Below are 13,031 nucleotides of genomic sequence, written 5' to 3' on the forward strand. Positions count from 1 at the left end.
GGTTCTGCGGCCCGGCGTTACGGACTGGTGGCGGACCACAGTAGCCGGACGAGCGCGGAGTCTACGACGGGCACCCCGTTTACCTCCGCTCCGAAGCGGCCGCCGACGCAGACGGTGTCGGTCTTGGCTCGGTCGTAGAAGTAGGCGACGAGCCGGGCGTCCATGACGTGAGCCGAGTCGGGGATCGGGGCTGCCTCCGACACCGCCAGCCGCAGTTCAGAGATTGCCGCTGGGTCCCAAACGTCGGCGGTGTCCGAGACGAACCCGAGCACGCCGCCGAACTCGTCGCACGCGACGGGGAGGTTGACCGACGAGGACCGCTCCGCATAGTGCAGCGCTACGGCAGGCGGGGGTTCATGAGGCGGGACACCCTCTGAGGCGCAGGCTGCAAGCGCGAGAGCGGCGGCTATTGGGAGGGACTTCACGTCGGGCAGAAGGGCCGTAGAACCAGAAGTTCAGCAGAGTCGTGATCCACCAGATCAGCAACCTGCTGACAAACATAGCGCCCCCCCAGACCACCACCCCGCCCGCGCTGCCGCGGGCGGGGCGGCCCGCCTACCGCCCCGCCCGGCGCTCCAGCTCCGCCCGCGCGCGGCGGAACCGCTCGCGGAGGCGCGGCGCGTCCTCGCCCGCGTAGGCCGTCTCGAACCGCGCTTCCGACACGTCGAGGACGCGGAGCAGGTCGTGCGCGGCCTCGCGCATGGCCGCGGGGTCGAGGTTGCCGCCGCCGCCGATCCACACCGGCGCCGTGTGCGCGAACGGGTACGCCGCCATCGACGGCCAGCCCTGCGGCTCGTCGCTCACGGCGCGGACGGCGACCCACCCCGCCTGGGGCAGCGTCACCGTCCCCCGGATCTCGCGGCGGCCGGGCGCCGCCAGCCCCGGCACCGTCTGGACCACGCGGCCGTTGACGACCACCTCGACGCGGTCGACCGGGACGGCCGAGGCGAGGTCCGCCGCCCACCGGACCTCCCCGCCGCTCACCACCCCGCCCGGCGCGGCGCCGTCGACCTCCACGTCGAGGAGCGGGCCGGTCGTGACAACGCTCTGGCCCGACATGAGGCCGTCGAGGTAGGCGTCGAAGCTCGCGTCGGCGCCGGCGCGGACGTAGGCGCGCGTGGTGCCCGGCGCCATCGTCCGGTAGAAGTTGCTCATCACGTCGCTGCCCGCCGTCGGCACGACGGTCTGGCCCAGGTTGAGGAGCCGGTACCAGACCTCGGCCGTGCCCAGGTCGTCGGTCCACAGGCACACGACCTCGATGGCGTCGAGGTCGCCCAGCACGCCGTCGGCCACCAGTTCGACCGGCACGGCGCCCTCGGCGCCGGGCTCGAACGGGTCGCGGACCGCGACGGGGTGGACGTAGGTGCCCATCCCGCCCTCGCTCCGGGCGTGGGCAATCGCCGTCGCGTTTTCGCGGTCGTCGTCGCCGAACACCTCGTAGCCCGGCCCCCAGATCCACGGGTCGAACAGCGTCTCGGTGCCGACGAGCGCGACGTGGCCGAAAAAGTGCGACCGGACTTCCTGCCCGAACGCGACGTACGGGAGCGCACGGGTCGAGCCGGCGCCCCAAAACTGGTCGTCCTCGTACCGCGTGTGGAGGTTGGCCACGAGCGGCGTCGCCACGTCGAGCGCCTCGCCGGCCAGGAGCGGCGCCAGGTCGTCCGGCGTCAGGGCGTACGGGCCGCCGTAGTTGAGGTGGAAGTGGTGGTCGCCCGAGAGCCAGCCGTCGGCGGCCGCGTCCCAGACCGGCTCCAGCGCGAGCGCGACCGTCTCCGCCCCGCCCGGCGCGACCGTCGCCGTTGCCGTCGCGGGCGGGGTGGCGAGCCCCTGCACCGCCACCACGCGGACCTCGCCGGCCGGCACCTCCAGCGTCACCTCGCCCGGTGAGTACTGGTAGACGACGCCGTTTTGGCCGTCGAACCACGCCTGACGGTCGGCCACGAGCGGGTGGCCCGCGGCGTCGGTCACGGCGAACCGGGCGGGCGCGGGCGCGCCGCCCACGGTCGTGCGGAGCGTGAGCGTGCCGGTCTCCGTGCCCCAGTCCCACGTACGCACGGGCACCTCCTCGGCCGCCCCGCCCTCGGCGGGCACGCGCATCAGGCGGAGGCGCTCGTCGGCGTCGGCCTGGGCGTAGTAGATCGCCGCGCCGTCCGGGCTCCACGCCGGCGCGAGCGGCGGGGCGTCGCCGGCGACGAGGCGGAGCGTCGGGCCGGGGCGGTCCACGTCGGCCAGGACCAGCTCCCAGCCGTCGTCGGTCGGGACGCTCAGCGCGACGGTCTGGCCGTCCGGCGCGAGGGCGGGGCGGGTCTGCGACAGGATGCGCCCGGCGTAGAGCACGCGCTCGTCGCCCGTCGCCAGGTCCCGGACGCGGACCTCCTCGGCCCCGCGCTTGGCGACGTAGACGACGCCCCGCCCGTCGGGGAGGACCGCCGGCGCGACGGCGAGGCCGGGCGCGTCGGTGACGACGGCGCGCTCGCCCGTGGCCAGGTCGATCCGGCGCAGGCCGACCCCGTTCTCGCCCGCCGCCGCGTAGACGAGCGCCGCCCCGTCCGGCGTCCACGCCGGGTCGAGCTCGAGGCCCGCCTCGGCGGCGACCACGCGCTCCGCCCCGCCCTCGACGTCGAGGACCACGATGGACGTCTCGCGGCCCGTGTCGCGGACGAACGCGAGGCGCCGGCCGTCGGGCGACCACGCCGGCCGGGCGTCGACCGCCCCGCCCGAGGTGAGGCGCCGGGCGACGCCGGTCTCCAAATCCAGCAGCCACAGCCACCCGCGCGAGGCGAGCGCGAGCGTGCGGCCGTCCGGCGACGGCGCCGGGTCGGTCACGCCGGCGCCCATCGTCGGCAGGTCGTAGCCCTCGAGGTAGACGTGGTGGCCGTAGCCCGGCACCTGGGGGTAGCGGTTCGTCCACTGCGCGAGCGCGGGCGGGGCGGCGAGCGCGGCGACGACGGCCAGGAGGAGGACCCGGAGCAGCAGGGCGCGGGCGGGCGGCGCAGTCAGCATGGGCGGGGCGGGCGGATGGTCGGGCGGCCTCGAAGGGCCGGCCTAAAGGGCGAGGGCCGGTCAACATAGGCCGCGCGGGACCGCCCCGCCCCGCGCGAGGCGAGGTCCTACCGGAGAACAGGGCGGAGCCGGACCGCCGCCGCCCCGCCCGCGTTCACCCGGCCTCCACGCCCCGCCCCACGCCTCATGGTCCACGGCCCCGACATCCTCGTCCCCGACGCCCCGCTCCCGCAGTTCGTGCTGAAGGAGGCGTACGCGCTCGGCGACAAGCCGGCCCTCATCGACGGGCCGACCGGCCGCGTGCTCACCTACGCCCAGCTCGCCGGCGGCGTCGAGCGCGTGGCGGCGGCGCTGGCCGCGCGCGGGTTCGGGGTCGGCGACGTGTTCGGGATCCTCAGCCCGAACCTCCCCGAGTTCCCCATCGCCTTCCACGGCGCGATCCGCGCGGGCGGGGTGGCGACGACGATGAACCCGCTGTCGTCGGCCAGCGAGCTGGCGCACCAGCTGGAGGACTCCGGCGCGCGCTACCTGCTCACGGTCCCGCCGTTCCTGGAGACGGCGCGCGAGGCCGCCGACGCGGCCGGCGTCGAGGAGGTGTTCGTGTTCGGCGAGGGCGAGGGCGCCACGCCGTTCGCGTCGCTCTTGCAAGAGACCGACGGGAGCACAAAACCGCCCGAGCTCCACGGGTTCGACCCGTCGACGGCGCTCGCCGCGCTCCCCTACTCGTCCGGCACGACGGGCCTGCCGAAGGGCGTCATGCTCACGCACCGGAACCTGGTCGCGAACGTGGTCCAGTTCGAGGCCGTCGACGACGGGACCCCGGACGACGTGCTGATCGCCATCCTGCCGTTTTTCCACATCTACGGCATGACGCTGCTCGTCAACTCCGCCATGCGCGCGGGCCAGACGGTCGTAACGATGCCGCGGTTCGACCTGGAGCAGTTCCTCCAGCTCATGCAGGACCACCGCGTGACCAAGGCGTTCCTCGTCCCGCCCATCCTGGTCGGCCTCGCCAAGCACCCGCTCGTCGACCAGTACGACCTGAGCGCGCTCGTGCGCATCGTGAGCGGGGCGGCCCCGCTGGGCACCGAGGTCGCGGCGGCCGTGGCCGACCGGCTGGGGTGCGAGGTCAAGCAGGGGTTCGGGATGACCGAGGCCAGCCCCGTCACGCACTTCGTGCCGGCGAGCCGGACGCCGTGGACCAAGTATGGCTCGGTCGGCCCGGTCGTCCCCGGCGTCGACGCGAAGCTGGCCGACGTGGACACGGGCGAGGAGGTCCCGGACGGCGAGCGCGGCGAGCTCCTCGTTCGCGGCCCGAACGTGATGAAGGGCTACCTGGGCAACGACGAGGCCACGGCCCGCACGCTCGACGCCGACGGCTGGCTCCACACGGGCGACGTGGCGGTCGTCGACGAGGACGGCGACTTCTTTATCGTCGACCGCGTCAAGGAGCTCATCAAGTACAAGGGCTACCAGGTGCCGCCGGCCGAGCTCGAGGCGCTCCTCCTGGGCCACGACGCGATCGGGGACGCCGCCGTGATCCCGGTGCTGGACGAGGAGGCCGGCGAGATCCCCAAAGCCTACGTCGTCCTCAAGCCCGACCACGACCTGAGCGCCGACGACGTAATGGCCTACGTGGCCGAGCGCGTGGCGCCGTACAAGAAGGTCCGCGAGGTCGCCTTCGTGGACGAGATCCCGAAGTCGTCGTCGGGCAAGATCCTCCGCCGCGTGCTCGTCGAGCAGGACCGGGCGTGAGGAGCGCGACGCGTGCCGCCCCGCCCCCGCGCTCCGGGCGGGGCGGGGTGGGCGCCTCCGCCCGCCGCTGGGGCGGGGCGGTGCCCGTCCACGTGTCCTCCACGGCTCGCCTCCTCGCCGGCTTGGTGGCATTCGCCGCGTGCGCTGCCCCGCCCGACGCCACCCCGCCCGCTCCCCCCGCGCCCACCGAGGGCGGGGCGGCGGCCGACACCGCCCCGCCCGCCATGCCCGACTCGACGCGCCCCCTCTTCTCCTTCGACGCCGACGCCGATCCCTGGACGGTCCAGAACGACGGCGTGATGGGCGGCGACTCACGGGGCTCCGTCTCCATCGAAGGCGGCGCGCTCGTGTTCACGGGCGACGTCGTGACCGAAGGCGGCGGGTTCACGTCGGTCCTCAAGGACAAGACCGTAGACCTCTCCGACGCCGCCGGCCTCGCGCTCCGCGTCCGCGGCGGTGGGCGGACGTTCGAGGTCGAGGTCGACGACGGCACGCGCGACGGCCGCGGCCGCCAGGTCTCGCGCCGTGCCCCGTTCGAGACGACAGACAAATGGCGGACGGTCCGCGTGCCGTGGGGCGCGTTCGAGTCCAGCGTGTTCGGCGAGCCCGTCGACGCCGCCCCGCTCGACCCGGCAGCGGTCCAGGCGTTCGGGCTCTACATCATCGACGGACAGGACGGCCCGTTCCGCCTGGAGGTCGACTGGATCGGGGCGTACGGGGAGAGATAGAGGGACGAGATGGATGAGCAGAAAACGCGCCGCCCCGCCCGGCGTGCTCGAACGCCCCGCCCCTGTCGGCGGGCGGGGCGGCCGGCTCTGCTGAGAGGCGAGGGCGGGGTGGCTCTCCCCCATCCCTCTCCCATCCCTCCGTCCCGCATCCCTCCCGCTACGGCAGCGCGTGCTCGCGGGGCTCGGGGAGCTCGAAGAGGCCCTCGACCGAGAGGTACCGCTCGCCCGTGTCGTAGCCGTACGTGAGGACGCGGGCGCCCGGCGCGAGGTCGGGGAGCGTCTTGGCGACGGCGGCCAGCGAGGCGCCCGACGAGATGCCGACGAGCAGGCCCTCCTCGCGGGCCGCCCGCCGCGCGTACGCCGTGGCCTCCTCGCCCGTCACGCGGACGGTGCCGTCGATCAAGTCCGTGTCCAGGTTGCCCGGGATGAACCCGGCGCCGACCCCCTGGATCGGGTGCGGGCCGGGCTCGCCGCCCGAGATCACTGGCGAGGCGTCGGGCTCGACGGCGAACACCTTCAGGCCAGACATCTTCGGCTTGAGCACGCGGGCGAGGCCCGTGATGTGGCCGCCCGTGCCGACGCCGGTGACGAGCGCGTCGAGGCCGTCGGGGAAGTCGTCGAGCACCTCCTGCGCGCTCGTCCGCTCGTGGACCTCGGGGTTGGCCGGGTTCTCGAACTGCTGCGGCATCCACGCCCCGTCGGTCTCGGCGACGATCTCGCCGGCGCGGTCGATGGCGCCTTTCATGCCGCCCGGGCCGGGCGTGAGCACGAACTCGGCGCCGTAGGCGGCCATCAGCTTCCGGCGCTCGACCGACATCGTCTCGGGCATGACGAGGACCACGCGGTAGCCCTTGGCCGCGCCCACCATCGCCAGCCCGACGCCCGTGTTGCCGGACGTGGGCTCGACGATCGTGCTGCCCGGCGCGAGCGCGCCGGACGCCTCGGCGGCCTCGACCATCGAGAGAGCGATGCGGTCCTTGATGGAGCCGCCGGGGTTCTGGCGCTCCAGCTTGATCCAGACGTTGGCGTCCGGCCCGAACAGCCGGTTGATCTTGACGTGCGGCGTGCGGCCGATGGCCTGGAGAATGGAGTCGTAGGGCATGGGGAGGAGGGTACGGAGTACGAGGTATAGGGTACGTGGGGCGGGGCGGCCGTCGGTGTCAAGGACCTCGTGCCCCGTGCCCCCTAGATGTGGTACTCGATGAGCGGCTCGGTGTGGCCGTCGCGCGTCTTGAGTTGGGCCACGTGCGTGACGACCGACCCCGGCGGGACCGACCGCGTCAGCCACACGTTGCCGCCGACGACGCTGCCGGCCCCGACGACGGTGTCGCCGCCGAGAACGGTCGCGTTCGCGTAGAGGACGACGCCGTCCTCGATCGTCGGGTGCCGCTTGACGCGCGCGAGCCCCTTGTCCACGCTGAGCGCGCCGAGCGTGACGCCCTGGAACACGCGGACGTCGTCGCCGACAACGGCCGTCTCGCCGACGACGACGCCGGTCCCGTGGTCGATGGTGAACCGCCGCCCGATCCGCGCGCCGGGGTGGACGTCCACACCCGTCTCGCGGTGGGCGACTTCGGTGAGCAGGCGCGGCACGAGCGGGACGCGTTCGCGGTAGAGCGTGTGGGCGAGCCGGTAGGCGGCCGTCGCGTAGAAGCCGGGGTACGCCAGCACGACCTCATCGACGCTCGCGGCGGCGGGGTCGCCGGCCCACGTCGCCTCGACGTCGTCGAGGAGCACGGCGTGGAGGGCGGGGAGGGCGCCGAGCGTGGCCTCGGCGAGCCGCCCCGCCCGGTCGGGCACGACGGGCGCGAGCAGGGCGCGGACGAGCCGCTCGAACCGCTCGGCCTCGGCGCGGACCGCCCCGCCCCCGGCCCCGCCGCAGAAGGCCGGGAACAGGAGCGCGAGCGCGGCGCCGACGACGGCCTCGGCCCCGGCCATCGACGGCGCGCGCGGCCCGTAGGCGGCGCGGGCGGCCTCGGCCGCGTCGAGGAAGGCGTCGAGGCGGGTGCGTACGTCCGTCGGCATGGGAGGAGCGGGGCGGGGCGGTCCAGAATCCCTGTTGCATCAAAAGGTTCTGCCGCCCCGCCCCGAAGCGCTTCCACGCCCGGGCGTCCCCGACGCCCCCCCGCGTACGCCAGGCATGGAGCCCGCCCCGCGCGTCCGCATCGGCCAGAGGGGGCGGACCCCGACCGCGCGCTCGCGTTCTGGCACGGCGCGAGTGAGGCGCTGTACCTCCGCGCCCCGAACGCAACTCCGTCTGGGGCGCCGTAGGGGGGCCAAACGACGTGACCGCCCCGCCCCGCCCTTCCCTTGGTGTGGGCGGGGCGGTAGCCTCCGGGATGCGGACGCTCGCGGCCCTCCTGATCGTTCTCGCCGCGGCGCCCGCGACCGCGCAGCCGCGCCCCGGCCGGGGCGGGGTGGACGAGCCGACGTTCCCGGAGCGCGAGCGGATCGCGCTCGCCAACGTGGGCCTCACGTCGCTGTTCACGGTCGCGCGCGGCGTGGTCGAGGGCCGCGTCCGGTCCGTCGGCGACGCGGCCGAGGCGGCGGCATGGGGCGCCGTCGCGGGCGCCGGGTTCTACGCGGCCAAGGACCAGGTTGGGCGCGGGCGGGGCGCGCTGGGGTTGGGCCTCGCCTTCGCGTCGGCGTCGCGGGCCGAGAACGCGGCGACGGGCGGCGGCCCGCTGGGGCACGTCCGCGTCGGGTTCGGCCCGCTCGACGTGAGGCTGCGGACGCCGCTCGCCACGCGGCCCGGCCCGGCCGTGGGCGTCGAGGTGGACCCGCTGGCGGCGGTCGCGCTCGTGGCCGTCCCGCTCTCGGGCGGCCGGCCCGTCGTGCGGGGCGGGGTGCTCATGTACGTCCACCCCGCCCTCAACCCGGAAGAGATCGGCGTGCAGTATGCGTCGGGCCGGGCGGTCGGCCGCGTCGTTCTGGTCCAGGAAGAGCCCGACGACGACACCATCCGGCACGAGGCGATCCATTTTCTGCAGATGGTGCAGGCCAGCGCCGTCACGCCGCGCGGGACGCTCGGGAGCGTCTGGCAAGGCGGCCGCCGCACCACGCGGGGCGGGGCGGTGCAGTGGGACGTGCGGACGGACTGGCTCGCGGCGGCGCTGGGCGGCCTCGACAAGCTCCTCGCGGACGGCTCCAAGGACGGGTGGGCGGAAGCAGAGGCGTACGAGCTTCAAAACCCGCCCACCCCGCCCTATGACGGCGGCTTCTTCCCCATGCCCTGCCCGCCGGACCTCCCGCCCGGCACGTTCTGCCCGTTCTGACGGCCGCCGCGGGCGGGGCGGCTACCGTCCCTGCTCGATGGCCCGCGCCGCGAGGCGGTCCACGAGCCCCGGCGCCACGAGCGAGAGCCACCGCCCCGCCCGGCCGCGCGCCGTCATCACGACCTGGCGCTTGCGGCCGTCGGCGGCCTCCAGGATGAGGCGCGCGCACGTCTCGGGGCTCATCACGCGGTCCTCCTGGACCGGGCTCTCGCCGAGCGGCTGCCCGTCCGGCCCGGTCGCGCGGCGGCGGACCCAGGTGTCGACGAAGCCGGGGTAGGCGACCGTCACGCTCACGCCCGTGCCCCGGAGCTCGATGCGGAGCGAGTCGAAAAAGCCCCGCATGGCGTGCTTCGACGCCGCGTAGGCCGTCCGCGTGGGGACGCCCGTGAGCCCGGTGAGGCTGGAGACGGCCACGAGCCGCCCGCGCGACGCTTCGAGGTGGCCGAGCGCGGCGTGCGTGCACCACACGCTCCCGAGGTAGTTCACGCGCATGAGCCGCTCGAACAGGCCCAGGTCCTCGATCTCGTCGAACCGCGCCCACATCGACACGCCCGCGTTGTTGACGAGCGCGTCGACGCGGCCCCAGCGCTCGACGGCGGCGTCGACGAACGCCCGGCACTCGACCTCGACACCCACGTCGGTCGGCACCGCGACCGCTTCGCCGCCCCGCCCGCGGCACGCCTCGGCCACGCGCTCCAGGTCGTCCGCCCCGCGCGCGGCGAGGGCCAGCCGGGCGCCGCGCGAGGCCAGCTGGAGCGCCAGCTGCTCACCGATCCCCGACGAGGCGCCGGTGATGAGGACGACGGAGCCGGTGCCGAGCGGGGCGGTGGACATGGGCGGGCGGGGCGGACTCGGAGGGCGGGGCGGCTAGGATAGGCCACCCCGCCCCCGAGGCGCAGGCGACGCCCGGAGGGCTGACCGGCGCTCGCGCTCACGGCGGCGCGGGCGGCACCCCGCCCCAGAGCGCGGGCGGGGCGGGTGGGCTCGTCGCCCCCCTACCCCAGCGCCTTGCGCACGCCGCGGCGGGCGAGCTCGACCGCGAGGCCGTAGACCAGGTGCGAGCCGCCCTCCCAGACCCACCACGCCGCCGGCATCTTCGCCGGGCTCGCCTGGAGGCCGAAGGCCGGCAGCGACGAACCGTGCGTGGCTGCGAAGAGCGCGAGCGAGGCCGGGACGCCGTAGCCGGCCTCGGCGCCGGTGACCTCGGCGAGCACGCCGTAGGCCACGCCCGCCGACGTCCCGAACGTCCAGTGGATGCCCTCGTTGGCCGTCAGCTTCTGGTCTCGGTCCAGCGTCACGCCGGCCACGTCGGTTACGGCCTGGGCCAGCTTCGCCGGCGGCATCCGCTCCGGGTGCCCTTTGACGTCGGCCCCGGGCAGCTCCTCCTGGCTCGGGGACGGCGGGAACCAGCGCTCGCCGAGGTCCTGCAGGGGCGGCTCGACCTGGCTCTTGACGAACGTGCCGACGAGGCCGCCGGCGAGGCCGGCGACGGCGCCTTTCCACAGCGAACGGCGGGGGGAGAAAATGGACATGGCGGGGTGGGAGAAGGGAGCCCGTGAGACGAGGGCGGGGCGGGGCGGGTCCGGCTCGACGGCCGCCCCGCCCCGACATCGGGCGCCCCCTCAGGGGCGCGCCCCACCTGCCCTTTCCGGCGTCCACCCCGCCCGCCGCCCACGCGGGCGCACCGGGCGGGGCGGTGGGCGCCCAGACGGAGGGGGTCTGCGGGTCGAGTCGGGACCCGTCCGCAGCACGTGCTTGCCCCGCGGCCGCGGCCGTGCGCGGGGCGGGGTGGCGTACACTCCTCCCATGCCCGCCCCGCCCACCACCGACGCCGTCCGCGCCCGGCTCGCCGCGCTCCTCCCCGAGCTCCGCGAGCGCTACGGCGTCCGCGCGCTCGCCATCTTCGGGTCGTACGCCCGCGGCGAGCAGACGGCCGAGAGCGACCTCGACGTGCTCGTCGAGTTCGACCGGACGCCGAGCCTCTACGCGTTCGTCGGCCTCGGGCTGGACATGGAGGAGGCGATGGGCCTGAAGGTCGACCTCGCGACGCGACCCGTCCGCGACGTCCGCTTCGAGTCGGCGGTCGAGCGGGACCTCGTGCGTGTATGACGCGGAGCACGAGGACCTACGTCGAGGACATCCTCGCTGAGATGGACCGGATCGAGCGGTTCGTCGGAGAGATGAGTCCCAGCGACCTCCAGGCCAGTGACCTCGTGTCCTACGCCGTCATCAGAGCGTTCGAGGTCATCGGCGAGGCGGCCAAACACCTCCCCGACGACGTCCGCGCCCGCTGCCCGGAGGTGATGTGGCGGGAGGCGGGGATGCGTGACCGGCTCGCGCACGCCTTGGGGGACCGAGATGAGCTTTGCCTGGGTCGCCATCTACGAGCGGTTCCCCATCGAGCGCGCCGCCCTCCGCCGTCTCCTCGACGACCTCTCCCGAGATCGCCCCGCTGGGTAAGCCCCGCTGGATAAGTCGGGCGGGGCGGTCGCCGCCCCGCCCCACCTGGGCGCGAGGCGCGGCAGAATTCCCGCGCGCGCCGGATCTCCCACCCCGCCCGCCGAGTCCGATCTTGCAGCGACTCCAGCATTCCCCCGACCCGCCATGGCTACCGAGCCCACCAAAAAGCAAGGCCCCCTCCTCACGACCGCGGACGGCGCCCCCATCGCCGACCAGGAAAACGCGCTGACGGCCGGCCCGCGCGGGCCGGTCCTCATGCAGGACGTGGCCCTCCAGGAGCAGATCCAGCGCTTCAACCGCGAGCGCGTGCCCGAGCGCGCCGTCCACGCCAAGGGCTCCGGCGCCTTCGGCACGTTCACCGTCACCGGCGACATCACCGAGTACACGCGGGCCTCGATGTTCTCGGAAGTCGGCAAGCAGACCGAGATGGCGGCCCGGTTCTCGACCGTCGCCGGCGAACGCGGCGCGGCCGACGCCGAGCGCGACCCGCGCGGGTTCTCGCTCAAGTTCTACACCGACGAGGGCAACTGGGATTTGGTGGGCAACAACACGCCCATCTTCTTTGTGCGCGACCCGTACAAATTCCAGATGTTCATCCACTCGCAAAAGCGGCACCCGCACACGAACCTGCGCGACGCCGACATGCAGTGGGATTTTTGGAGCCTCTGCCCCGAGTCGCTCCACCAGGTCACGTGGCTCTTCGGCGACCGCGGCATCCCCAAGACGTACCGCAACATGAACGGGTACGGGAGCCACACCTACTCGCTCGTCAACAAGGACGGCGTCCGCACCTGGGTCAAGTTCCACTTTAAGACGGACCAGGGCATCGAGAACCTCACCAACGAGGAGGCGACGGAGCTGATCGGCCAGGACCGCGAGAGCCACCAGCGCGACCTGTGGGAGGCCATCGACCAGGGCGACTTCCCGACGTGGACCTGCTACGTCCAGCTGATGACGCAGGAGCAGGCCGAGGAGGTCGACTACAACCCGTTCGACCTCACCAAGGTGTGGCCGCACGCCGACTTCCCGCTCATCGAGGTCGGGAAGATGGAGCTCAACCGGAACCCGCAGAACTACTTCCACGAGGTCGAGCAGGCGGCGTACAACCCGTCGTCGCTCGTGCCCGGGATCGGGCCGAGCCCGGACAAGATGCTCCAGGGCCGGCTGATGAGCTACCAGGACGCCCACCTCTACCGGATCGGCGTCAACTACCGCGCCCTCAAGGTGAACCGGCCGAAGACGCCCGTCCGCAACTACATGCGCGACGGCCAGTTCGGCGGGATGCTCGACGAGGGGACCGGCCACCCGAACTACTACCCGAACTCGGTCGAGGGCGCGCCCCGGCCGGACCCGTCCTACGCTGAGCCGGCGTGGCACCTGGGCGACGTGACCGTCGAGCGGTACAACAGCCGCGAGGACCACGACGACTTTAGCCAGGCCGCCGACCTCTACAACCTGATGTCGGAGGACGAGAAGGAGCGGCTGGTGACGAACCTGGCCGGCGCCCTCGGCGGCGTCGACCGCCAGGAGATCGTCGACCGCCAGCTCGCCCACTTCGACCAGGTCGACGAGGACTACGGCCGGCGCGTCCGCGAGGCCGTCTCCAAGGTTCGCCAGTCGAGCGGCGACGGGCAGGCCGGCGTCGAGGCCGCGATGTCTGTCAAGGACATGGTGCCCGAGGGCAAGGCCAAGCGCGGCTAACCCGCCCCGCCCCGCCCGCCCTCGCGGGCGGGGTGGTCGCCTGATCTGCGCGCCCCGGTGGCTTCGGCCGCCGGGGCGTTTTTGTGGTCGGGCGGGGCGGTCGGGCCGC

At 74.2% G+C, this 13,031-nt stretch carries 11 protein-coding genes and 1 pseudogene; 6 read left to right on the forward strand and 6 right to left on the reverse strand.

What is annotated here, in order from left to right; translation table 11 throughout:
* Nucleotides 1-17: 17 nt before the first annotated feature.
* Both RM540_RS00005 and RM540_RS00010 read right to left on the reverse strand, forming a co-directional pair.
* The gene (locus tag RM540_RS00005; RefSeq protein ID WP_311661030.1) at nucleotides 18-425 is read right to left on the reverse strand and encodes a hypothetical protein; all 408 of its coding nucleotides are present in this window, start codon (nucleotides 423-425) and stop codon (nucleotides 18-20) included.
* Between the two features lie 130 nt (nucleotides 426-555).
* Nucleotides 556-3,003 carry a CehA/McbA family metallohydrolase gene (locus RM540_RS00010; protein WP_311661032.1) on the reverse strand — a complete coding sequence of 816 codons (2,448 nt, stop codon included), beginning with the start codon at nucleotides 3,001-3,003 and terminating at the stop codon, nucleotides 556-558.
* Between the two features lie 186 nt (nucleotides 3,004-3,189).
* Between RM540_RS00010 and RM540_RS00015 the strand changes: the two genes are divergently transcribed.
* Both RM540_RS00015 and RM540_RS00020 read left to right on the forward strand, forming a co-directional pair.
* Nucleotides 3,190-4,758: a 4-coumarate--CoA ligase family protein gene (locus RM540_RS00015; RefSeq protein WP_311661034.1), complete on the forward strand. Its 1,569-nt coding sequence runs from the start codon at nucleotides 3,190-3,192 to the stop codon at nucleotides 4,756-4,758.
* Nucleotides 4,759-4,850: 92 nt separating this feature from the next.
* Complete coding sequence (locus tag RM540_RS00020) at nucleotides 4,851-5,486, forward strand: CIA30 family protein (RefSeq protein WP_311661035.1); 636 nt, start codon at nucleotides 4,851-4,853, stop codon at nucleotides 5,484-5,486.
* Between the two features lie 157 nt (nucleotides 5,487-5,643).
* On the opposite strand, the gene cysK is transcribed toward RM540_RS00020, so the two are convergent.
* Both cysK and epsC read right to left on the reverse strand, forming a co-directional pair.
* Entirely contained in the window at nucleotides 5,644-6,588 is a 945-nt protein-coding gene (gene cysK / locus RM540_RS00025; RefSeq protein WP_311661037.1) for a cysteine synthase A, read from the reverse strand.
* 83 nt (nucleotides 6,589-6,671) lie between these two features.
* On the reverse strand, nucleotides 6,672-7,511 hold the full coding sequence (epsC, locus tag RM540_RS00030; RefSeq protein ID WP_311661038.1) for a serine O-acetyltransferase EpsC: 840 nt from the start codon (nucleotides 7,509-7,511) through the stop codon (nucleotides 6,672-6,674).
* Nucleotides 7,512-7,771: 260 nt separating this feature from the next.
* Here epsC and RM540_RS00035 point away from each other — a divergent pair, with 260 nt between their 5' ends.
* Nucleotides 7,772-8,761, forward strand: coding sequence for a hypothetical protein (locus RM540_RS00035; protein WP_311661039.1), 990 nt, complete (start codon nucleotides 7,772-7,774; stop codon nucleotides 8,759-8,761).
* A 21-nt stretch (nucleotides 8,762-8,782) separates the two neighbouring features.
* On the opposite strand, the gene RM540_RS00040 is transcribed toward RM540_RS00035, so the two are convergent.
* Both RM540_RS00040 and RM540_RS00045 read right to left on the reverse strand, forming a co-directional pair.
* Nucleotides 8,783-9,595: an SDR family oxidoreductase gene (locus tag RM540_RS00040; RefSeq protein WP_311661041.1), complete on the reverse strand. Its 813-nt coding sequence runs from the start codon at nucleotides 9,593-9,595 to the stop codon at nucleotides 8,783-8,785.
* Between the two features lie 161 nt (nucleotides 9,596-9,756).
* Nucleotides 9,757-10,293: a DUF1440 domain-containing protein gene (locus RM540_RS00045; protein ID WP_311661044.1), complete on the reverse strand. Its 537-nt coding sequence runs from the start codon at nucleotides 10,291-10,293 to the stop codon at nucleotides 9,757-9,759.
* A gap of 274 nt (nucleotides 10,294-10,567) precedes the next feature.
* Here RM540_RS00045 and RM540_RS00050 point away from each other — a divergent pair, with 274 nt between their 5' ends.
* From RM540_RS00050 to RM540_RS00055, 3 genes and pseudogenes are all read left to right on the forward strand, one after another.
* On the forward strand, nucleotides 10,568-10,870 hold the full coding sequence (locus tag RM540_RS00050) for a nucleotidyltransferase family protein (protein WP_311661046.1): 303 nt from the start codon (nucleotides 10,568-10,570) through the stop codon (nucleotides 10,868-10,870).
* Nucleotides 10,871-10,911: 41 nt separating this feature from the next.
* Nucleotides 10,912-11,094 (forward strand): annotated as a pseudogene (locus RM540_RS16455) (HepT-like ribonuclease domain-containing protein); the annotation flags it as partial.
* A gap of 271 nt (nucleotides 11,095-11,365) precedes the next feature.
* Complete coding sequence (locus tag RM540_RS00055) at nucleotides 11,366-12,922, forward strand: catalase (protein ID WP_311661047.1); 1,557 nt, start codon at nucleotides 11,366-11,368, stop codon at nucleotides 12,920-12,922.
* Nucleotides 12,923-13,031 lie beyond the last annotated feature (109 nt).

Source organism: Rubrivirga litoralis, assembly GCF_031846415.1.
Lineage (GTDB): Bacteria > Bacteroidota > Rhodothermia > Rhodothermales > Rubricoccaceae > Rubrivirga > Rubrivirga litoralis.